Origin of the sequence: Bradyrhizobium genomosp. I (2014) (assembly GCF_000261685.1) — a bacterium.
Taxonomy (GTDB): domain Bacteria; phylum Pseudomonadota; class Alphaproteobacteria; order Rhizobiales; family Xanthobacteraceae; genus Bradyrhizobium.
In genome coordinates, this window is sequence record NZ_AJQE01000167.1 from 1 (window position 1) to 22,451 (window position 22,451).

The 22,451-nt window shown below is 65.6% G+C and carries 17 protein-coding genes; 10 read left to right on the forward strand and 7 right to left on the reverse strand.

Annotated features, from left to right (window positions below; all coding sequences use genetic code 11):
- Positions 1-261: 261 nt before the first annotated feature.
- Positions 262-1,182, forward strand: a complete 921-nt coding sequence (locus IC50_RS15900; protein ID WP_244429597.1) for a dienelactone hydrolase family protein — start codon at positions 262-264, stop codon at positions 1,180-1,182.
- A 211-nt stretch (positions 1,183-1,393) separates the two neighbouring features.
- Here the strand turns inward: IC50_RS15900 and IC50_RS15905 are convergent, their stop codons facing one another.
- From IC50_RS15905 to IC50_RS15915, 3 genes are all read right to left on the reverse strand, one after another.
- Positions 1,394-2,104, reverse strand: coding sequence for a class I SAM-dependent methyltransferase (locus IC50_RS15905; RefSeq protein WP_085973769.1), 711 nt, complete (start codon positions 2,102-2,104; stop codon positions 1,394-1,396).
- Complete coding sequence (locus IC50_RS15910) at positions 2,105-2,563, reverse strand: Rrf2 family transcriptional regulator (RefSeq protein WP_035706332.1); 459 nt, start codon at positions 2,561-2,563, stop codon at positions 2,105-2,107.
- Between the two features lie 332 nt (positions 2,564-2,895).
- On the reverse strand, positions 2,896-4,917 hold the full coding sequence (locus IC50_RS15915; protein ID WP_035706335.1) for a YgiQ family radical SAM protein: 2,022 nt from the start codon (positions 4,915-4,917) through the stop codon (positions 2,896-2,898).
- 245 nt (positions 4,918-5,162) lie between these two features.
- Here IC50_RS15915 and IC50_RS42790 point away from each other — a divergent pair, with 245 nt between their 5' ends.
- On the forward strand, positions 5,163-5,300 hold the full coding sequence (locus IC50_RS42790; protein ID WP_210161541.1) for a hypothetical protein: 138 nt from the start codon (positions 5,163-5,165) through the stop codon (positions 5,298-5,300).
- 6 nt (positions 5,301-5,306) lie between these two features.
- Here the strand turns inward: IC50_RS42790 and IC50_RS15925 are convergent, their stop codons facing one another.
- On the reverse strand, positions 5,307-5,972 hold the full coding sequence (locus IC50_RS15925; protein ID WP_035706341.1) for a GntR family transcriptional regulator: 666 nt from the start codon (positions 5,970-5,972) through the stop codon (positions 5,307-5,309).
- A gap of 7 nt (positions 5,973-5,979) precedes the next feature.
- Positions 5,980-7,392, reverse strand: a complete 1,413-nt coding sequence (locus IC50_RS15930) for an FAD-binding oxidoreductase (RefSeq protein ID WP_035706344.1) — start codon at positions 7,390-7,392, stop codon at positions 5,980-5,982.
- 165 nt (positions 7,393-7,557) lie between these two features.
- On the opposite strand from IC50_RS15930, the gene IC50_RS15935 reads away from it, so the two are divergent.
- From IC50_RS15935 to IC50_RS15970, 8 genes are all read left to right on the forward strand, one after another.
- Positions 7,558-8,442, forward strand: a complete 885-nt coding sequence (locus IC50_RS15935; RefSeq protein ID WP_035706347.1) for a dihydrodipicolinate synthase family protein — start codon at positions 7,558-7,560, stop codon at positions 8,440-8,442.
- 211 nt (positions 8,443-8,653) lie between these two features.
- Entirely contained in the window at positions 8,654-10,981 is a 2,328-nt protein-coding gene (locus IC50_RS15940) for a TonB-dependent siderophore receptor (protein WP_035706350.1), read from the forward strand.
- Between the two features lie 2 nt (positions 10,982-10,983).
- On the forward strand, positions 10,984-12,180 hold the full coding sequence (locus tag IC50_RS15945; RefSeq protein ID WP_035706353.1) for a PepSY-associated TM helix domain-containing protein: 1,197 nt from the start codon (positions 10,984-10,986) through the stop codon (positions 12,178-12,180).
- Between the two features lie 71 nt (positions 12,181-12,251).
- Positions 12,252-13,484 carry a rhodanese-like domain-containing protein gene (locus tag IC50_RS15950; RefSeq protein ID WP_035706355.1) on the forward strand — a complete coding sequence of 411 codons (1,233 nt, stop codon included), beginning with the start codon at positions 12,252-12,254 and terminating at the stop codon, positions 13,482-13,484.
- A 125-nt stretch (positions 13,485-13,609) separates the two neighbouring features.
- Positions 13,610-14,854, forward strand: coding sequence for a phosphoglycerate dehydrogenase (gene serA, locus IC50_RS15955; protein ID WP_035706358.1), 1,245 nt, complete (start codon positions 13,610-13,612; stop codon positions 14,852-14,854).
- Between the two features lie 306 nt (positions 14,855-15,160).
- Complete coding sequence (locus tag IC50_RS15960) at positions 15,161-16,180, forward strand: patatin-like phospholipase family protein (RefSeq protein WP_035706361.1); 1,020 nt, start codon at positions 15,161-15,163, stop codon at positions 16,178-16,180.
- A gap of 3 nt (positions 16,181-16,183) precedes the next feature.
- Complete coding sequence (locus IC50_RS15965) at positions 16,184-17,638, forward strand: GntP family permease (RefSeq protein WP_035706363.1); 1,455 nt, start codon at positions 16,184-16,186, stop codon at positions 17,636-17,638.
- Positions 17,639-17,730: 92 nt separating this feature from the next.
- Positions 17,731-19,392 carry a tannase/feruloyl esterase family alpha/beta hydrolase gene (locus IC50_RS15970; protein ID WP_035706394.1) on the forward strand — a complete coding sequence of 554 codons (1,662 nt, stop codon included), beginning with the start codon at positions 17,731-17,733 and terminating at the stop codon, positions 19,390-19,392.
- Between the two features lie 216 nt (positions 19,393-19,608).
- On the opposite strand, the gene IC50_RS15975 is transcribed toward IC50_RS15970, so the two are convergent.
- Together IC50_RS15975 and IC50_RS15980 are read right to left on the reverse strand one after the other, a co-directional pair.
- Entirely contained in the window at positions 19,609-21,222 is a 1,614-nt protein-coding gene (locus tag IC50_RS15975) for a DHA2 family efflux MFS transporter permease subunit (protein WP_035706366.1), read from the reverse strand.
- On the reverse strand, positions 21,170-22,417 hold the full coding sequence (locus IC50_RS15980) for an HlyD family secretion protein (protein ID WP_035706368.1): 1,248 nt from the start codon (positions 22,415-22,417) through the stop codon (positions 21,170-21,172). The genes IC50_RS15975 and IC50_RS15980 overlap by 53 nt, the downstream gene beginning before the upstream one ends.
- Between the last annotated feature and the right edge of the window lie 34 nt (positions 22,418-22,451).

The window sequence follows — 22,451 nt, forward strand, 5'->3', positions numbered from 1 at the left end:
GAGCGGTTTAGTCCACTGGCCCTTAGCTGAACCAGGTCGAACCCATCATAGTGTCTGCTATCGCAGAAGCGCGACTGCGCTGGCTTTGACCTTGTGACCCGATGCGCACATGCGCCGCGAACGAGCGAACCTAAAGCATGATCCGGAAAAGTGCGCAGCGGTTTTCCGAAAAGATGATGCTTAAACAACAACCTAAAGCGCGATGACGATTCATCCTAATCGTATCGCGCTTTAGCACTCCATAAGTCGGATATGGTGTTGATGCGAATCAGAGAAGCAAGGGCGCAATTTCCAATGAGGCATATTATTTTCTCGGTGGCCGCTGTTTTTTCGTTCTCATCTGCACATGCTGAGATGGTCAAGATACCTTGGCATGCCTCGGCGCAATCCTCTCCCTGGATTCCCGGCAACGACTACATCGACGGCCGGTCGAAGAACTTCATGGATGGCACCGTCGAGGAGAAGCGCAAGGTGAAGGCCGAGGGCGAACTGCAGGCCGACATGATGCGCCCGAAAGACGCCATGGGTTTGATCCCCTTCGTGATCATGCTGCACGGCTGCGACGGGTTCGGCCGGGTCGAGAAGAAATGGGGACGCGACTACGGCGGCAGATTGGTCGGAGCGGGCTACGGTGTTCTGCTGCTTGACAGCTTCGCCAGCCGGGGCTTGGGGCCTGACGGCGTCTGCGCCGACCCTAGCCAACTGACCTGGGCGCGGCGCCGGGCCGACGATGCATACGCGGCTCTGGACTGGCTCATCGAGCAAAAAATCGCCAATCCCAAACAGGTTTACGTCCTCGGCCGGAGCAACGGCGCGACCACGTCTTTGATCATCATGAACCGTGCGATCGGCGACCTTCACGAGCACATGTTCGCGGGCGGATTCGCGATGCAGCCGTCCTGTTACTTGATGAAGAGCGTCGAGTTCTACGCTCCGGTTCACCTCTTTCTGGCAGAGAAGGACGAGGCCACCAGTCCCGTCCTCTGCGGCCAGATGGCCGAGAGCAAACGTTCGGTCCCCGTGAAGTCGGTGCTGTGGAAGGGGGCGCACCACGGCTTTGAAGACCACGAGCCGAACCGCGTATTCCATGGCTACCATCTCGCATACAATGCCGCAGCTGCGGAAGGTACGATCAAGGCCATCATCAGTGTGTTGAACGAGGCCACGAGGGCGCAGAACTGATCGCAGAGAGCTGCACAGCCAAATTGGATGCGATGACGGACGAGCGAGTGACGTCCGACGAAAAGGCTTTCCGCCTCTGGCCCTTTGCCAATTCACAGGGGCGAACTTGCCGTGTCCGGTCTTGAAGGCAAAACCCGCCTAATTCGCGGGGACCATGTCCACACGCCGTGGCGCATCCGGCTCCGGCATGATGCCCGGCCGTGGGAATGCCTCACGCATAGGCCACCCAGCCGCGGAAGGCGAAGCCGGTGTAGAACAGGGTCGGGTCGGAGAAGCCGGCCTCGCGCAGGATCGCCTCGTCCTGCGCGGGCGCGAGGATCTCCAGATGATTGGTGACAGCGTCCCGCGCGGCCGCGGCCTGCTCGGGCTCGACGCCGGACGCAGCAAGGAAAGCAGAGTACCGCGACAGCCATCGCGGGCGCTCCTCATCGCCATCGGGCGCGCTCAGATGCGCGATCACGAACGGTGCGCCCGGCTTGAGCCGGCGGCGAACCTCCGAGGCGATGCGGCGCCGCTCCGCGACATCGACGAAGTGCAGGGTCAGCAGGCAGGTGGCCCCGTCGAACGGTCCCTCCGGCGCATCGTCGATATAGCCTTCATGAAAGCGTGCACGAGGTGCGAGCTCTCCCAGGGTCTGTCCGGCCAGCGCCAGCATCGCCGCGGACGGGTCGACGCCGTCGAAGCTCCAGGCGGGGTGCGCTTGCGCAAAGGCCTTGAGCTCCAGGCCGCCGCCAGCGCCGAGGACGAGCACCCGCGCATCGCTGGGGACGCGCTCGGCCAGCAGGATCGCCGCCATGGACTGCATGGCGTCATATCCCGGGACGAACCGCCGCGGCCCCTCCGTGTATCTCGCCACGAACTGCGGATCCGAGAATGCGGCTTGAATGTCGGTTATGATGTTGTCCTCCGTGAATGGCGCCATTCACGCGCGATGCGCGCTGATGTCGTGGATCCTTCGAGACCCGAGCCGCTTGCGCAGGTCCTCGCTCAGCATGGCCAGCGTCACCTCGCCGAGACGCGACAGCAGCAGCGCCTCGGCATCGTGAAAGGCCTGGTCGAGCGCCGCATTGACCGCCTGCTCGACGAGGCAGCCCGGCGACTCGGTCCGGTTGCCCATGGCCAGCAGCGACGGGCTGCCGAGCGCGGCATAGACGTCGCGCAGCGTCACCTTCGACAGGTCGCACGCCAGCCGCCAGCCGCCGCCATGCCCCTTCTCGGAGCGCACGTAGCCAAGCTCGCGCAGCCCCGCCATGACGCGCCGGATCACCACCGGGTTGGTGTCCATGGCCTTCGCCAGCGTCTCGGACGTGAACGGCCCAGGCTGCTGCGCCATGTGCAGCAGGACGTGCAGCACGCCGGATAGTCGGGAATTTCGCTTCATGTAACTTTATATGTTACATAATGGCGTCGAGGTCAACGGGGCTTGCTCGTGACGCGCTGCCAGGCGCGGCGACACGCGCGAAGCGGCAGCGCGTCACGTGGGGAGGCTCTGGAACGTCAGTGCTGAGCAGCGGTGGGAAAGGACACCATCCCATTCGCCCGATGATGCCATCCTGCTCCTGTTTTGCCCGACGAAGCAACGTTTCCCTGCTCGATCGACCAACCCGTTTGCACGCACCTTAAGCCATTGATCTCGCTAGCCCCGTCTACTGTGCATGGGGTTGTTTTCGAGATTCTTGTCTTGAGGGCGAGGCTGAGCCGGATCGCTTCCGGCTACTTCATCACCCGCAGGCCCTTGGTGGTGAAGCGCTGCGTCTTGCCGCCCGGCCGCACCGGCCGCCGCGTGCCGGCGGCCTTGCCGGTGCCGGGGGGCTGGTGCGCCGGCACGAGCTGGTGGGGCTGCGAGCCGATCAGGTCGCGGCGGCCCATCTCGATCAAGGCCTCGCGCAGCACGGGCCAATTGTCGGGGTCGTGATAGCGCAGGAACGCCTTGTGCAGGCGGCGCTGGCGCAGGCCCTTGATCGCCTCGACCTTGTCGCTGCCGCCGTGGCGCACGCCGCGCAAGGGGTTGACGCCGGTGTGGTACATCGCCGTCGCGGTCGCCATCGGCGAGGGCAGGAAGGTCTGCACCTGGTCGGCGCGATAGCGGTTCTTCTTGAGCCACAGCGCGAGGTTCATCATGTCCTCGTCGGTCGTGCCCGGATGCGCCGCGATGAAATACGGGATCAGATAATATTTCTTGCCGGCGCGCTCGGCGGCTTCATCGAACATCCGCTTGAACTTGTCGTAGGCGCCGATGCCCGGCTTCATCATCTTGTCGAGCGGGCCGCGCTCGGTATGCTCGGGCGCGATCTTGAGATAGCCGCCGACGTGATGGGTGACGAGCTCCTTGATGTATTCGGGGCTCTCGACCGCGAGGTCGTAGCGCACGCCGGAGGCGACCATCACCTTCTTGATGCCTTTCGTCTCGCGCACCTTGCGATAGAGCCGGATCAGGTCGTCATGCGAAGTGTTGAGGTTCGGGCAGATCTCGGGGAAGACGCAGGACGGCCGCCGGCACGCCGCCTCGACCTTCGGGTCCTTGCACGCCATCCGGTACATGTTGGCGGTGGGGCCGCCGATGTCGGAGATCACGCCGGTGAAGCCCGGCGTCTTGTCGCGGATCTTCTCGATCTCGCGCAGGATCGAGCCCTCTGAGCGGTTCTGGATGATGCGTCCCTCATGCTCGGTGATCGAGCAGAAGGTGCAGCCGCCGAAACAGCCGCGCATGATCGTCACCGAGAATTTTATCATGTCCCAGGCGGGGATTCTCGCCTCGCCATAGGACGGATGCGGTGCGCGCGCATAAGGCAGGTCGTAGACCGCGTCCATCTCTTCGGTGGTCAGCGGGATCGGCGGCGGATTGAGCCAGAGGTCGCGGTCGCCATGGCGCTGCACCAGCGGCCGCGCATTGCCGGGATTGCTCTCACGATGCAGCACGCGCGAGGCGCGGGCATAGGCTTCCCTGTCCTGCTCGACCTGCTCCAGCGCGGGCAGGCGGATCACGGTCGCGCCCTTCTGGCGCGTCGCGCCTTCGTCGGCGGAATCGAGATCGTCGGCGTGCAGCTCGGTGTAGTCAGCGGGGACCTTGCGGAACAGCGCGACGCCCCTGATGTCGTCGAGCGCGCGCGGCGCTTCGCCCGCGGCGAGGCGCTGCGCCACCTCGACCACGGCGCGCTCGGCATTGCCGTAGAGCAGCAGGTCCGCCTTGGCGTCGGCCAGCACCGAGCGGCGCACCTTGTCGGACCAGTAGTCGTAATGCGCGATCCGGCGCAGCGAGGCCTCGATGCCGCCGAGCACGATCGGCACATCCTTGAACGCCTCGCGGCAGCGCTGCGCATAGACGACGGTGCAGCGGTCCGGCCGCTTGCCGCCCTCGCCGCCGGCCGTGTAGGCATCGTCGTGGCGCAGGCGGCGGTCGGCGGTGTAGCGGTTCACCATGGAGTCCATGTTGCCGCCGGTGACGCCGAAGAACACCTTTGGCTTGCCGAGCGCCTTGAACGGCTCGGCCGAATGCCAGTCCGGCTGCGCGATGATCCCGACCCGGAAACCCTGCGCCTCCAGCAGCCGGCCGATGATCGCCATGCCGAAGCTCGGATGGTCGACATAGGCGTCCCCGGTCACCAGCACGATGTCGCAGGCGTCCCAGCCGAGCGCATCCATCTCGGCGCGGCTCATGGGCAGGAACGGTGCCGGCTTGCGCGGTTGCGCCCGGGCCATCAGCGGCTTTTCGGCGGTGATCATTGGGGTGTCCATGGCGCCTACGCATAGGACTCCGGACGGGCGAATTCAACCGATCGATGTGCTGCCAACGCCGATGTCGGGGTTCCCTCCTCGCAACGGCGCCGATCGGATATCGGCCATAGGAACCAACCGCGCCCGCGAACATTCTGGTTGAGGGGTCGACACGGGCCCGGGTCGTGCGTCTCCGTCGTTTCGGCGTTCGTGACGTCGCCTCTGGCGATGGGGGAGCTGTGAGTACGGTCATAGAGAACTTGCTGTTGCGGAAGCAGAAGCTCGTGGAACAGCTCGAGACGGCGCCGTCGGTCGAGGACCGCGACAGAATTGAGCGCCAGCTCGAGCAGGTCAACACTGCGCTGGATTTTCTGGACAGGCCTGGATCGCAGGAAGAGCGATAGGCGCGCTCAATCCACTTGCAGCGCGCTTGCGTAGACGGTTCCGGAATTGGTGATGTGCCTCGTCATCAGGTCTTCGAAGGCCGCGAACTCGCCGCGTGCGAACAAATCGAGCAGCTTGCGATGCTCGTCGAAGGACGTGCGGGTGCGCACGTCGATCGGCGAGGTCAAATTGGTGCGGAGCGCGGCGACGCGGCCGGAGACGAGCTGATAGGATTCGGCGAGGTAGCGGTTGCCGCAATGCGTGAACAGCGCCTCGTGGAAGGCGGCATCGGCGCGGCCATAGGCGATGTTGTCCTTCGCCGTGACCGCGGGCTCCATCGCCGCGATCGCGGCGCTCATGGCTGCAATCGCACCGTCGCGATCGTGGCGGAAGGCGAGTTCGGCCGCCCTGGGCTCCAGCGCGACGCGGAAGGTGCAGAGCGCGTTGATGTCCTCGGCGCTCGGTGTGAACACGAAGCTGCCGACCTGCGGCCGGATCACCACGAGGCCTTGCGCCTGCAACTGGCCCATCGCCTCGCGTACCGGGGTGCGGCTGACGCCGAAGGAATTGGCCACCATCTCCTCGGAAATGGCAGCGCCCAGCGCGAACTCGCCCTCGATGATGGCCTGGCGCAGCCGCTGCATCACCCGCTGCGCCAGCGATTTCGGCGTATCGAGCCTGAGCGATCGCATGGTGCCCTCAGATCACCTTGCCCGGATTGAGCAGGTGATCGGGATCGAGCGCCGCCTTCAGCGTCCGCATCAGCGCGATCTCGGCCTCGCTCCTGGCATGACCCAGCCACTGCTTCTTCAGCGTGCCGATGCCGTGCTCGGCGGAGACGCTGCCGCCCATGTCGCGGACGAGACCGTAGATGATCGCGTCCATCGCCTCCTTCGGTTGCTGCGCAACCGAGAGGCCGGCGACCCAGGAGACGAGATGCAGATTGCCGTCGCCGATATGGCCGTAATAGACGCTCTCGCAGCCCTTGATGCCGGAGGCCAGCGCGGCCTTGCAGCGCGCGACGAACTCGTCCATCCGGGCCACCGCAAGGCCGATGTCGTAGGAGATGTGCGGCCCCAGCACCTGGCCGAATTCGGCGCAGATGTCGCGCACGCGCCAGAAGGCCTGGGTCTGCGCCAGCGATTGCGCGACGGCGGCGTCGGCGAGCAGCCCGCGCTCCATCAGCTCCTCGAGCCAGGCCTGGAAGCGCTGCGCGTCCACGCTCTCGTCGGTGCCCTGCGCCTCGACCAGCACGTAGAGGCCGTGGCCGGCTGCGACCGGCGGCTTCACCCCGGCGCGGGTCGTGATCACGTCCCAATAGTCAGGCCACATCACCTCGAAGGCCGACAGCAGCGGGCCGAGCCCGCTGCGCGCCGCGCCGAGCAGCGCGACCACCGCGGCATAGTCCTTCAGCGCACAGAGCGCGGCCATGGTCGAGCGCGGCTTCGGAAACAGCTTGAGCACCACGCGGGTGATGATGCCGAGCGTGCCTTCCGAGCCGATGAACAGATGCTTCAGATCATAGCCGGCGTTGTTCTTCATCAGCTTGTTGAGGCTGGTGATGATGGTGCCGTCAGGCAGCACCACTTCGAGGCCGAGCACCAGCTCGCGCGTCATGCCGTAGCGGATCACGCGGTTGCCGCCGGCGTTGGTGGAAAGATTGCCGCCGATCGCACAGGAGCCGCGCGAGCCGAGATCGAGGGGAAAGAAGAAGCCGGCTTCGTCCGCAGCCCTCTGGATCGTCTCCAGCGGCGTGCCCGCCTTCACCGTCATCGTCGCGGAGGCAGGGTCGATCTCCTCGATGCCGGTCATGCGCTCCAGCGAGATCGCGACCCAGCCGGCTTCGGGCGAAGCGCCGCGGCACAGCCCGGTCAGTCCGCCCTGCGGCACGAATGGAAGACGCGCCTGCCGGCAGGCGAGAATCGCATCGGCAACGCCCTGCGCATCGAGCGGCCGGATCACCGCGAGCGGCGTCTGCGGCAGGCTCGCGCTCCAGTCGTTGCAATTGCGGGCCGGCACGTCGCTGCCCGTCAGCACCGCGGCCGCGCCGAGCCTGTCGCGCAGGGCGCCGAGCACTTGGTCGGCTCGCCCCGTGGGGGTCGCCACGTCCATGCGAGACCTCCTCAATATTTTTCGCTGCGCTCAGGGCGCGGGGATTTGCGTCGATCTTGTATGTAAGGTACAAGATCGAAAGTAAAGCAAAAACAGGATCCCGGTGGGCGCGGAAGATCTTTGGAGATCAGCGGCTTAGTTCGGGGCGGCAGCAAAGGGCGTGTGATGACGGAGGCAATTCGCGGGTTCTGGGTGGCGTCGGCGACGCCGCTGGCGGCCGATGGCAGCGTGGACCACACCCGGCTCGCCAGCCATGCCAAGCACCTCTTCAGCAAGGGAGTCGACGGCGTCGTGCTGTTCGGCACCACCGGCGAGGGCACCTCATACAATGTCGGCGAACGCGTCGCGACCATCGAAGCCATGCTCACGGCCGGCGTGGCGCCGGAGCGCATCGGAATCGGCGGCGGCTTCCCCGCCATCACCGACAGCATCGCATTGACGCGCGCCGTGCTCGGCCTCGGCCTGCGCCACGTGCTGCTGCTGCCGCCCTATTTCGACCGCAGCGTCACGCCCGAAGGCATCGAGGATGCCTTTGCCGCGATCATCGACGGTGTCGCCGACGATCGGCTGCGCGCCTCGCTCTATCACATCCCGCAGGTGTCGGGCGTCCCGATCCCGACAACGGTCGCCGCGAACTTGCGCAAGCGCTACGGCAAGCAGGTCGCCGGCTTGAAAGACTCCAGCGGCGACTTCAAGCAGTTCCAGGCATTCCGCGCGGCCGCGCCCGAGCTCGCCATCACAGTCGGCAACGAGCCCGACATCGCCCGCGCGATCGCCGCGGGCGGCGCCGGCACCATCTGCGGCATGGCCAACATCGTGCCGGAGCTGGTCAAGGGCATGGTTGACGGCAAGGATGTCGAGGCGCCGATGCAGGCAGCGGCAGATCTCGTGGTGAAGACGCCGTCGCTGGTCGCGACGTTGAAGGCTATCCTCGCGGCGCAGACGGGCGATGCAGGCTGGCTGCGCGTGCGCTCCCCGCTCCGCGCGTTGTCCGACGGCGCAGCGCTCAAGCGGAAGCTCGACGCGTTGATGGCGCCCGCCATCGCGTGAGTTCGCGCAAGATCGCGACGCGCCGCCGTGAATTCGCGTGCTGCGTGCCGCGCTTGGCATGACGGCCATTGGAGATTGCCGTTCAGCGCTGATCCATTCTTAGAACCATTCAATACTAGAGCGATTCAAGCCCGCTTAGTGTTCCGCTCGCGCTCCGCGCCTGTTAGACGCGCCAGCTTCAAGCTGCGTCTGACCTGGAAGTGAATCGAACGTGCGTGCTTATCCGGATGGCCGCTGCACCAGCGGCCATCGTCATCGTGCCGGCAAGAGCCGTGCCGGTCTTCTCATCGGAGCGGCCGTGCTGCTCGCCGAATGTCCCTCCAACACGACGATCGCGCAGGCGCAATCGGCGTTGCCGCCGGTGACGGTGGAGGCACCGGCGCAGCGACTGAGGCCGGCGCGGGCATCGGACCAGTCTTCACGCCGCACGCAAGCCGCCGTGCGCCAGCGTATTCGCACTACCGCACCCGCCGCGCCGACGCTCTCGGAGCGAGCGGCCGCGGAAGCCGCCGCACAGCAAGCCGCAAAGCTCGGCTACCGCGCGATGCCGAGCGGGACCACGCTGCGCAGCGGGGCCTCGCCGCTCGACACCGCGCAGGCCGTCAACGTCGTGCCCGAGCAGGTGCTGAAGGACCAGCTGCCGCGCAACATCGATGATGCGCTCGCCAACGTCTCAGGCATCACCCAGACCAACACGCTCGCCGGCACCCAGGACGCCGTGATCCGCCGCGGCTTTGGCGACAATCGCGACGGCTCGATCATGCGCAATGGCATGCCGCTGGTGCAGGGCCGCAGCCTCAATCCCGCCGTGGAAAGCGTCGAGGTGCTGAAGGGGCCGGCCTCGCTGCTCTACGGCATCATGGACCCCGGCGGCATCGTCAACACCATCAGCAAGCGGCCCGAGCTGTATCAGCACGGTTCGGTCACGTTGCTCGGCTCGACCTACGCGAACAATCGCAGCGGCGCCGACGGCCTGCTCGACGTCACGGGCCCGATCGGCGACCAGGGTCTTGCCTATCGCTTCATCGGCTATGGCGTCAGCGAGGATTATTGGCGCAATTTCGGCCGCCATCGCGAGATGCTGGTTGCGCCGTCGCTCGCTTGGTACGGCCAGGACACCACGGTCCAGCTCAACTACGAGCACCGCGAGTTCATCACTCCGTTCGACCGCGGCACGGCGTTCATCAACGGCGCGCCGCTGGCGATCCCGAAGACTCGCCGGCTCGACGAGCCCTACAACAACATGTGGGGGACGTCCGACCTGATCCAGGCCTCGGTCGAGCATCGCATCAACCAGGACTGGAAGCTCTTTGCCGGCTACAGCTACAACACCGAGACCTTCAGCGCGAACCAGCTCCGCATCACCGGCGTCAACGTGAAGACCGGCGTCGAGACGCGCAGCAATGACGGCACGCAGGGTTCGCTGAGCAATTCGAGCTATGGGACGTCCTACATCTCGGGCGGGTTCTGGCTCGGCAACATGCGCAACGAGGTGCTGTTCGGCGGCGACGGCCAGTATCGCACGATCTATCGCGACAACCTGATCCGGCAGGCGGCCCCGTCCTTCAATGTCTACAACCCCGTCTACGGTCTGATCGGACCGGGCACGACGGTTTCGAACAGCGACAGCGCCCAGACCGACAAGCTGGGCCAGTGGTCATTGTTCTTCCAGGACACGCTGCACCTGACGGAGCGTTTCGCGCTGGTCGGCGGGGTGCGTTACATGGACTACGATCAGCTCGCCGGACGCGGCAAGCCGTTCAAAGCCAACACCGATGTCTCGGCGGATGCGATCCTTCCGCTCGGCGGCGCGATCTTCAAGCTCACCGACCAGCTTTCGCTCTATGCGAGCTACACCCAGTCGCTGAAGCCGAACTCGACCATTGCTCCGCTGAGCAATGGCGGCGGCGCCGTGCTCGGGTCGAACATCGCGCCCGAGGAGGGCACGCAGTACGAGACCGGGCTCAAGTTCGACCTCGACAAGCGCCTCTCCGGCACGGTCGCGGTTTACGACATCGAAAAGCAGAACGTGCTGGTCAGCCAGCTCAATACCGCAACCGGTCTCAACGTCTACACTGCGGCCGGCAAGGCCCGCTCGCGCGGCCTTGAGATTGACGTCACCGGCCGGCTCTCCGACAATTGGAGCATGATCGGAAGCTATGGTTACACCGATGCGCGTGTGACGGAGGATCCGACATATGCCGGCAAGCAGTTGCAGAACGTTGCGATGAACACGGCTTCGCTCTATCTGGTCTACGATTTTGGCACAGCGCTTCCCGGCCAGCTCAGGCTCGGCGGCGGCGCCCGCTATGTCGGCGACCGGCCCGGCGATGCGTTGAACACGTTCGTGCTGCCGTCCTATGTCGTCGCTGACATCTTCGCGACCTATGAGACGAAGCACCAGTCGCTGCCGGTGATCTATCAGCTCAACGTCAAGAACCTGTTCGACACCGTCTACTACACGTCCGCCGTTAACAATCTCAACGTCGCCATCGGCGACGCCCGGCGCATATCCTTGTCGGCGACGGTGAAGTTCTAGCCATGGCAGCGCGGACCGGACACACGATCAAGGCGGTCCTGTTCCAGGTCCATTCCATCGCGGGCCTGATCCTCGCGCTGCCGCTTGCCATGATCGCGCTGACCGGCGCGATCATGAGTTTCGAGGACGAGATCGTCGATCATCTCAACGCCGGCATCATGCAGGTCGCGCCGCATCGAGCGCCGATGCTGATGCCTGATGACCTGATCGCCCGGCTGAAGGTCGCGCAGGACGTCGACAAGGTCTCGGCCATCACGCTGTCGAGCGATCCGACGGCGGCCGCCCATGTCCGTTTCGCGCGCGACGAAGGCGGCGGCCGGCCGGCCTCGCTCTATGTCGATCCCTACGATGCGCGCGTGCTGGGTTCGCCGCGTGGCGAAGCGTTGTTCGCGACCGTGCGCAGGCTGCACCGCTGGCTGCTGATCCCCGGCGACGCCAGGGGCTGGGGGCGCCCGATCACCGGCACGGTCGCGTTCGGCCTGATCGTCATGCTGGTCTCGGGCCTCGTGCTGCGCTGGCCGCGTCGGGCGGGCAGTGTGAAGATGTGGCTGAAGCCGAATCTCGGGCTCGGCGGTCGCGGGCTGCACCGGTCGCTGCATGCTGTGATCGGCACCTGGGTGCTCCCGGTCTACCTTGTGATAACTCTCACCGGGCTGTGGTTCTCCTTCGAGTGGTACAGGGATGGAGTCACCTGGCTGTTGTCGCGTCCGCAACTCGCGGCTGCGAAGATGCAGCCCAGGATGCCACCAAAGTCGCCGCGCGCAGCCGATCGTTCCGAGACCGCGCAGCCGATCGGATTCGATCGGGCATGGACGACGTTCCAGCGCGAAGAGGGGGACCGCTTCTCCAGGGCTCTGCTGACGCTGCCGGCCGGCCCGGGCACGGTGCTGCGGATCCGGTCGTGGGCAAAGGACATGACGCTCGAGGCCACGCGCGATGAATTCCGCATCGATGCCGTGACCGGCCGGCTGGTCTCCGCGGAGCGCTATACCGACAAGACATTCGGCGAGAAGATCGTCGCGGCCATCTACGACATCCATCGCGGCGCGATCCTGGGATGGCCGGGCAAGCTCGCGTTCATGATTGCCGCGGCCTTGATGCCGTTGTTCGCGGTCACCGGCATCCTGCTCTATCTGTCACGCCGCAAGCTGCGACACCCGGCACAGAAGCCGCTCGGGCGGCTCGTCCCTGGCGAGTGATTCGACAAGGCTAGCCAACGCCCGTCTAATCGGTCAAAAGCCAATGGCCTGTCCTTCTCAAGGTTCACGCCATGAAGCTTCCCGCCGTCACTCCCGCCGATGTCCGCCGTGCGCTTCTGCTGCGCGAGGAAATCGCGCTGCTCGATCTCAGATACGAGGCCGCCTTCGCCACCGGTCATCCGCTGTTCGCCGCCAACATGGCCGCCGACCGGATCGCGATCGAGGCCGAGGTGAGGCTGCCGCGCAAGGGCGTGGCCATCGTGCTTTACGACGACGGGGAGGGACTGGTCGCGGGCGGAGCCGAACGCCTCGCCGCGCTCGGCTACACCAATATCAGCGCACTCGACGGCGGGCTGAAGGCCTGGCGCGCGGCGGGCTTGGAGGTGTTCGAGGACGTCAATTCCTACTCCAAGGCGTTCGGCGAACTGGTCGAGTCGCGCCGCCACACGCCCTCGTTCAGCGCCGACGAGGTCGCAAAACTCATCGCCGACAAGGCCAACATCGCCATCCTCGACGTCCGCCGTTTCGACGAATATGCGACCATGAACATTCCGGGCTCGGTCAGCGTGCCCGGAGCGGAGCTGGTGCTGCGCGCGGGGCAGGCCGCGCCCGATCCCGAGACGACGATCATCATCAACTGCGCCGGCCGCACTCGCTCAATCATCGGCACCCAGTCGCTGATCAATGCCGGCGTGCCCAACGAGGTGCGGGCGCTGCGCAACGGCACGATCGGCTGGACGCTGGCGCGCCAGGCGCTCGATCACGGCGCTGACAGGCGTGGCGCGATTGGGCCGTTCGAGGGTGGTCCGGCCAATGCGCGCGACGTCGCCTATCGCGCCGGGGTTCGCCATATCGGAGCGAACGAGATGTCGGCGCTTGCCGCGCAGACCCATCGTACGCTCTATCGCTTCGACGTGCGCGATGCCGAGGAATACGCGGCCGGCCACCTTCCCGGTTTCCGCCATTATCCCGGCGGCCAGCTCGTCCAGGAAACCGACATGGCCGCGCCCGTGCGCGGTGCGCGCATCCTCCTGACCGACGACAGGAGCGTCCGTGCCGACATGACGGCGTCCTGGCTGGCGCAGATGGGCTGGGAAGTCTATGTGCTCGAAGGCGGCTATGATGGTGCACTTGAGGTCGGCCTGCCGCAATTCTTGCCGAAGCCAGATCCGGCACACCGCTATCGCCGACCCTATGAAGGCACCGATGTGGCCGAAGCTGCGATGCAGGCCTATCTCGATTGGGAATACGGCCTCGTCGAGCAGCTCCGCCGCGACGGCACGCACGGGTTCTACGTGATTTGACGGAGCTGGTGGGATGCCAAGTCCACCCATCGGCTCGCCATCTTCTCCCCGTATGCAAGCCCTATTGTGCTGCGCATCGCCCGCGGTCTATGAGCTGCGGCAAAGCTGTGACCTACGGAGATTCCATGTCAGCCCCAGGCCAAGGCCCTGAGCGAAGCGCCAAGGCGCTGCTGCTCGAAGGCGTCAATGACAGTGCCGTCGACCTGTTCAGGAGCGCGGGTTTCACCAATGTCGAGCGGCTGACCAAGGCGCTTGACGGCGAGGATCTGCGCCGTGCGCTCAAGGGCGTGTCACTGCTCGGCATCCGCTCGCGCACCCAGATCACCGATGAGGTGCTCGGGGCGACCGACCAGCTTCTCACGGTCGGCTGCTTCAGCGTCGGTACCAACCAGGTCGATCTTTCGGCCGCGCGCAAGCGCGGCATTCCCGTCTTCAACGCGCCGTTCTCCAATACGCGCAGCGTCGCCGAGCTCGTGATCGGCGAGATCGTGATGCTGCTGCGGCGGATCTTTCCGCGCTCGGTGTCTGCCCATGCGGGGGGCTGGGACAAGTCGGCGACCGGCAGCCGCGAGGTGCGCGGCCGCACGCTCGGCATCGTCGGTTACGGCAATATCGGCTCGCAGCTTTCGACCCTGGCCGAAGCCATGGGCATGCGTGTGATCTATTTCGACCGCACCGACAAGCTCCGCCACGGCAACACCGAGCCGGTCGAGAGGCTCGAAGAGCTGCTAGCGCAGAGCGACATCGTCAGCCTGCACGTGCCGGAGACGCCGGAGACCGCGGGCATGATCGGCGAGAAGGAGCTGCGGACGATGAAATCAGGCTCGTTCCTGATCAACAACAGCCGCGGCACCGTGGTCGATCTCGATGCGCTTGCCGGCGCGCTGCGCGACGGTCACCTCGCCGGCGCTGCGATCGATGTGTTTCCGGTCGAGCCTTCGTCGAACGCGGAACGCTTCAAGAGCCCGGTGCAGGGCCTCGAGAACGTCATTCTCACGCCGCATATCGGCGGCTCGACCGAAGAGGCGCAGGAGCGGATCGGCGGCGAGGTCGCGCGCAAGCTGGTCGACTATTTCATCACCGGCTCGACCATGGGCGCGGTGAATTTCCCCGAAGTGCAACTGCATCTTCGCCCCTCCGGCGCGCGCTTCAGCCATGTCCATCGCAACGTGCCGGGCATGCTGCGGCGGCTGAACGAGGTCTTCCTCCAGCGTGACATCAACATTGCCGCGCAATATCTGGAGACCGCCGGCGACCTCGGCTACGTCGTGCTCGACGCCGATCTTGGCGGTCAGGACTCCGGCGAGCTGCTCCGGCAGATCCGCGCCCTAGACGGCACCGTCGGCGCGCGGCTGGTGTTCGAGCACTAAAGCGTTTTCGAGCGAAGTGGACATAAAGAAAACGCGTCAACCAGAATCTAAGGCATGATCCGGAAAAGTGCGCAGCGGTTTTCCGAAAAGATCATGCCTAAACAACAACCTAAAGCGCGATGACGATTCATCCTAGTCGCATCGCGCTTTAGAGCTATTTCCGTTCCGATCGCATCGGAACGGAAATAGCTCTGGACCACCCCACGTTCCGGTTGCAACTTGTAGCAACTGCTCCCACACTGTCGTCGAATTCGGCCCGGTCAAAAATCGCGTCGAATTTGAGCTTCAGTTGCGTGAGTGTCCGCCATGGAACGGGACGCCGTACTGATTGATCTCGCGCTTCAGGGCGGCGGTTCGCACGGCGCCTTCTCCTGGGGCGTGCTCGACCGTCTCCTGGAAGAGAAATGGCTGGAGATCGCCGCAATCTCCGGAACCTCCGCAGGCGCGATGAATGCGGCGGTTCTGGCGGACGGCTGGACAGCCGGCGGCGCCGAGGGCGCGCGAGAGGCGCTCGACCGATACTGGCGCCGTGTCTCGAAGGCCGCGGCCTTCAGCCCGCTACAACGCTCTCCGCTCGACCGCATGATGGGGCGCTGGACCCTCGATACGTCGCCCTTCTACATCCTCACCGATTTGATGTCGCGTGTGCTGTCGCCCTACGACCTCAATCCGACCGGTTACAATCCGCTGCGCGCGGTGCTGGCCGAGAGTATCGATTTCGAACGCCTCGCGCGCTCGCCGATCCAGCTGTTCATCACCGCGACCCGGGTGCGCACCGGGCGCGGCCGTATCTTCCGCAACGCGGAGATCACGGCGGATGTGCTGCTGGCATCGGCCTGCCTGCCGACCATGTTCCGCGCGATCGAGATCGACGGCGAGCCCTATTGGGACGGCGGCTTTGCCGGCAACCCGACGATCACGCCGCTGGTTCGGGAGAGCGACGCGCACGACACCATTCTCGTCCAGATCAATCCGACCGAGCGGCTGGAGGAACCGCGGACGGCTGCGGAAATCCTCAACCGGCTCAACGAAATCTCGTTCAACTCGCCGCTGATGAAGGAACTGCGCATGATCGCGCTGCTGCGCCAGGCGGCCGATCCGGGCAGCGGCGAGGGCGCGCGCTGGGCGAAGATGCGCACACACCGGATCAAGAGCGACATGCTGGCGAAGTTCGGGGCCTCCTCGAAGCTCAACGCAGAGCGGGAGTTCGTCTCGATGCTGCGCGCCGAGGGACGCACGGCCGCGGACGACTTCCTCGCCGAGCACGGCGCGGAGATCGGCCGTCGTTCGACCGCCGATCTCGATGTCCTGCTGTCGGAGTGCTGAGGCATGGGTCTCCTCGGCCTCCTCGTCGGGCTCGGCCTGCTCGTCCTGTTCGCCTTCCGCGGCTGGAGCGTCCTGCTGCTCGCGCCGTTCGCCGCACTCGTTGCCGCGCTGTTCGGCGGTGAGCCGCTGCTCGCGAACCTGACCCAGGTGTTCATGGTGAACGCGGCGGGATTTCTGGCCCAGTTCTTCCCGATCTTTCTGCTTGGCGCCGTCTTCGGCAAGTTGATGGATGACAGCGGTGCGGTGACGTCGGTCGCCGGATTCATGGCGGAGCGCCTCGGCGAACGGCGCGTGATCCTGGCGGTCGTGCTCGCCGGCGCGCTGGTCACCTATGGCGGTGTCAGCCTGTTCGTTGCGTTCTTCGTCATCGTTCCCATGGCACGCACGCTGTTTCGTGCCGCTTCGATTCCGCGGCGTCTGATCCCGGCCGCGATCGTGCTGGGAACGTCGACCTTCACCATGTCGGCCCTGCCTGGCACGCCGTCGATCCAGAATGCGATCCCGATGCCGTTCTTCGGCACGACGCCGTTTGCCGCGCCGGGCCTCGGCATCGTCGCCTCGCTCATCATGCTCGGTATCGGATTGTGGTGGCTGCATCGCGCTGAAGCTGCGGCGCGCCGCGCGGGAGAAGGCTATGGCGACGATGCCGAGGGCGCGATCGAGCAGGCCGCTGCCGACGAGTTCGTGCGCGAGCGCGCGACGACTGCCCGCGAGTTCGATCCGGCGGAGCTACAGCACGGTCATCGCAGCGAGCGGCCATCGCCCGTGCTGAACGCCATGGCGCCGCTCGTCGTCGTCGTGACCGTCAATCTGGTGATGTCGCTGGTGGTGCTGCCGCGGCTCGATGTCAGCTATCTCGCTGAGCAACGCTTTGGTGACACGACGCTTGCGGCCGTCGCAGGCGTGTGGTCGGTCGCGGTGGCGCTGGCTGCCGCCATCGTCACCACCATCGCGCTGAACTGGGCGCGCCTGCCGGCGCTGCGCCGGACCATGGACGCTGGGGCCAATGCGTCGGTCCTGCCTGCGTTCAGCGTCGCGAGCCTCGTCGGCTTCGGCGCCGTCGTGGCCTCGCTGCCTGCGTTCACGATCGTGCGCGACTGGGTGCTGGCGATCGAAGGGGGACCGCTGGTCTCGCTCGCCGTCGCAACCAACATCCTGGCCGCCCTGACAGGGTCGGCATCGGGCGGCCTGACCATCGCCCTCGACGCCCTCGGCCCGACCTACGTCGAGCTTGCCGCGCGGACCGGCATCGACCTTGCCTTGATGCATCGCGTGGCGGTGATCGGTGCGGGTACCCTCGACATCCTGCCGCACAACGGCGCAGTGGTCAGCCTGCTCGCGATCTGCGGCCTGACACATCGTGACAGCTATTTCGACATCGTCATGGTGGGCATCGTGACCTCGCTCCTGGCGCTGGTGGTAGTGATCGCCCTGGGCACCGCGCTGGGCTCGTTCTGACGGAAAGCCGGCGTCAGCGATTGACGGACGGGCGAAGGTTGCATTGAATGCAGCCGACTTTCGAACGCAACAGAACAAGCCGGGTGGAAACGATGAGGCGAAACAGAGCGAAGCTGTGCGCATGGCTCGTGGGCACGGCGGCCGCGATGAGCGCGAGCGGCGCGTCGGCGTTGACGCTGGCGGAAGATGCCGCGACGGTCTGCAAGGGGCTGGTCGGCGGCACTGATGCCGTGAAGATCGATGCCGCGACGTTTCAGTCGCCATCGACTCTCGCTGTTGCCGAGCGCGGCCCGACGCCGTCAGGGCGCATCACGCCCGCCAATCCTGCCTTCTGCAAGGTGCTCGGCCATATCGACCCGATCGATCCCAAGGCGCCGCCGATCAAATTCCAGGTCAACCTTCCCGTCGAATGGAACGGCCGCTCGGTGCAATATGGCGGCGGCGGCTTCAACGGCGTGCTGATCACCGGTCTTGCGCTGCCGCCGGCCTATCCCTTCGACAAGCCGTCGCCGCTCGCGCGCGGCTTCGTCACCTACGGCACGGATTCCGGCCATGAATCCAGGCCGGGCGAGCCGCCGCAGCTGTTCGCGCTGAACGACGAGGCCTTCGAGAATTTCGCCCATCGCGCCTACAAGAAGGTGCGCGAGGCGGCTGTCGCGCTGATGCAGCGCGCCTACGGCAGGAAGCCGGAGAAGATGTACTTCATGGGCTCGTCCGAAGGCGGCCGTGAAGGCCTCACCATGGCGCAGCGCTATCCCGACGATTTCGACGGCATCTTCGCCCGCGTACCCGTCATCAATTGGGTCGGCTTGCAGCATGCCGGCACGCGCTCGGGCCTCGTCACCATGGGTGAGGGCTGGATCAATCCGTCGCGGGTGAAGCTGGTCGCCGATGCCGTGCGGGCGGCTTGCGATGAAGCCGACGGCTCCGACGATGCGCTGGTGCAGGATCCCGTCGCCTGCAAGGCGGCATTCAAGGTCGAGACGCTGCGCTGCGCGGCGAGCCAGAGCGGCGATCATTGTCTCACCGATGCGCAGATCAAGGCGATCAACACGCTGCATGCGACCTACAAGTTCCCGTTCGCGCTCGCCAACGGGCTCGACGACTATCCGGGCTGGGGCGTCTCCGGCGAGGACACGCCGGCGATCGGTCCGACCGGCGGCTGGGTCGCGTGGTGGCTCGGCACCGCGCCACCGGCGCAGCCGCCCGCGCCCAACAACGGCATCGCCTGGATCTACGGCGCCGGCGGCATTCAATATGTCTTTGCGCGTGATCCGAAGCTCGATGTCACCACTTACAAGGTAGACGACCACAAGGCGCGGCTGCTCGAGGTGTCGAAGCTGATGGATTCGACCGATCCCGATCTCGGCCGTTTCCGGATGCGCGGCGGCCGGTTGATCATGCTCGAGCACATGGCCGACTACGCGCAAAGCCCCTATGCCGGCATCCGCTATTTCGAGAGCGTCGAGCGCAAGCTCGGCAAGGCCGAGACGGCGGAATTCGCGCGGCTTTACACCGCACCCGGTGTCGACCATGTCGGCTCCGGCGCGCCGGCCAATGTCGACATGCTGAGCGTGCTGGTCGACTGGGTCGAGAAGGGCAAGGCGCCCGGCGATCTCGAAGTCACCGAGCAGAAGCTCGAGGCGCCGTCGTTCGCGACGCTCCGCGCGCTGCCGCTGTGCCGCTGGCCCGCCTGGCCGCACTACAAGGCGGGTGCGGTGACGGAGGCGTCGAGCTTCACCTGTGCGCCGTGAGGCACGGATGGTCCCGCAGAGTCGTGGCCGGGCTCGCTGCGGCCAGCGCGCTCCTGTCACGCCGCACGGCTGACCTGGATGCCGGAACAAGCCCCGGGGCACGGCGACCTCCCTGCTAAAGCATGATCCGGAAAAGTGCGCAGCGGTTTTCCGAAAAGATCATGCTTAAACAACAACCTAAAGCGCGATGACGATTCATCCAAATCTCATCGCGCTTTAATGCGCGGGCCCGCCGGCTGCCTTCACGCGCCGCGCCAGCAGCACTGCGATCGCGGCCAGGACCAGCACGGCGCCGATCACCGCAAAGGTGTCGGAATAGCCCATCACCAGGGCCTGGCGTCTTACGGTCTTGCCGAGCGCGATGATGGCTTGCTCGCGTGCGGCGTTGGGATCGGGGACACCGTGGGCCATGAAATAGTCGGTCATCTGCGCGACGCGGCTACGGACCTCCTCGCGGCCGAGCGTGACCGAATGTCCGATGATGTTGGAATGGAACTGCTCGCGTTTCGTGATGATCGTCGCGAGCGTGGCCGTTCCGATCGCGCCGCCGAGATTGCGGAACATGTTGCTGATGCCGGAGGCCGCGGCAGCATCCTGCGGCGCGATGCCGCCTGACAGCACCGAGGTCAACGGCGTCAGCACCATGGCCTGGCCGACTGCGCGCACGATGTTCGGAATCCAGAGCTGGTCACCGGCATAGTCCGGCGACATCGCCGTGTTCATGAAGCAGCTATAGGCGAAGATCAGAAGGCCGGTGATGGCGATGTAGCGCGTGTCGAAGCGCTGCATCAGCCTGGGAATCAGCGGGATCAGCACGAGTTGCGGCAGGCCGGTCCAAGCCAGCACGTTGCCGATTTGCTCGGAGTTGTAGCCCTGCGCCTGGCCGAGATAGGCGGGCAGGATGTAGACCGAACCGAACAGCGCAAAGCCGACCATGGTCATCGCGACGGTGCCGAAGCCGAAATTGCGCTGCGTCAGCAGGCGCAGCCGGATCAGCGGCTTTTCGATTCTGAGCTCGATCGCGACGAACAGCGTCAGGCTGACGGCTGCGACGATCGCCAGCTTGACGATGAAAGGGGAGGAGAACCAGTCGTCCTTGTTGCCTTCCTCGAGCACGGCCTGCAGCGCCGAGAGGCCGATCGCCATGGTGACGATGCCGGCCCAGTCGCCTTCCTTCAGGAGACCAAGCTGCATCTTCTGCCGCTCCAGCGTCAAATAGAGCGCGGCGACCATCACGGCGGTCGGGATCACGTTGACGAAGAAGATGGTGCGCCAGCCGTAGGTTTCGGTGAGATAACCGCCGATGGTCGGGCCGATTGCCGGTGCAAAGGTGACTGACAGCGCGAAGATGGCGAGCCCGATCGGCTGCTGCTGTTTCGGCAGCTTGGTCAGGACCAGCGTGAAGGCCATCGGGATCAGCACGCCGCCGGCAAAGCCTTGCAGGCCGCGCATCGCGATCATCGACGGGAGATCATGGGTGAAGGCGCAGGCGACCGAGAACGCCGCGAACAGCGTTGCGCTCGCCAGCATGTAGCGGCGGAACGTGAACACGCGACTCAAATAATCGGTCAGCGGGATCACGATGATTTCGCCGATGAGATACGACGTCGAGATCCAGGAACCGTTGTCGGCGCCGGTGCCGATGCCGCCCTCGATATTGGCCAGCGAGGCATTGGTGATCTGGATGTTCAGGATCGCCATGAACGAGCCGATCATGGCGGCGAGCACGGCGATCCAGGTTGCGAGGCTCGCGCGGTCGGGATCGCTCGCGGAGCGATCAGGCGTCGCGGCCGGTGTTGCTTGCGTCGAGATTGAGAGGCTGTTTGACATGGCACGACCCTCCGGAGACGAGCTTGGCTTTCGGCGTCACGGCCGCATTCGCGGCCGGCGCGGTCGAACGTGTTGCAATGGTGGGGATCACGGACATGCCGGGCCGCAGCGCGATCGCAGGCCCATACTTGTCGTCGAGCACAATCTTGACCGGGATGCGCTGCACCACCTTGGTGAAATTGCCCGTGGCGTTGTCGGGCGGCAGCAGCGCGAATTCCTGGCCGCTGGCCGGCGACATGGAATCGACGTGACCATGCAGGACGTGGCCCGGGAACATGTCGACCTCGATATCGACGGCCTGTCCAGCCTGCACATGGGTGAGCTGCGTTTCCTTGAAATTGGCAACGACATAGGCGGCATCAGTCGGCACGATCGACATCAACTGTGTGCCCGCCTGCACGAACTGGCCGACGCGCAAGGACCGATTGCCGACGACGCCATCGATCGGCGAGACGATCTTGGTGTAGCCGAGATTGAGCTCCGCCTGCTGCTGGATCGCGGCTGCGCGGGCGGCGGCGGCCCTGGCTTGCGCGATCTCGGCCTTGAGGAGGTCGACCTGCTTTTGCGCGGAGATGAGGTTGGCGTTATCGCGCGCGATCGCGGCGTCCGCGCCGGCGTCGCGCGCCTGAGCCTGCTGCGCGTTCTGCACGCTGCCATACCCGGTCCTGGCGAGATCCGTGTAGCGCTTGTTTTCCTGCTGCGCGAAGGTCTTTGCGGCCGTGTCGACATCGATGGTCGCCCTGGCGGCAGTGATTACCGCTTGCTGAACCTCGAGCTGTGCCTCCTTGCTGACGACCGCCGCGTTCGCTGCCTGGACGTCGGCGCGAGCCTGGTCGAGCGCGACCTTGAAGTCGCGGTCGTCGATCCGGGCCAGCACCTGGCCGGCTTTCACATGCTCGTTATCGGCGACCAGAACTTGGTTGAGATAGCCGCTGACCTTCGGCGCGATGGTGGTGTTGTCGGCCTTAACATAGGCGTCGTCGGTGGAGACGAGGTACTGGCCGACGGTCCAGTAATCGTGGCCGTACCAGCTGGCGCCGGCTAGCGCGACGGCCGCGGCCGCCATCAGCAACAGCTTGCGAAGGTTGGGTTTTTTGCGGCTGACATGGGCCAGCTCGGCGGGCAGGACGCCCTCCGGGGCGGTTGCGGTCACAGCAGCCTGGGCGGCAGCGGATGGGGTGGTGTGGACGGTCATGGCCGGCTCCCCTGAATTAGGAAACTTGATAATT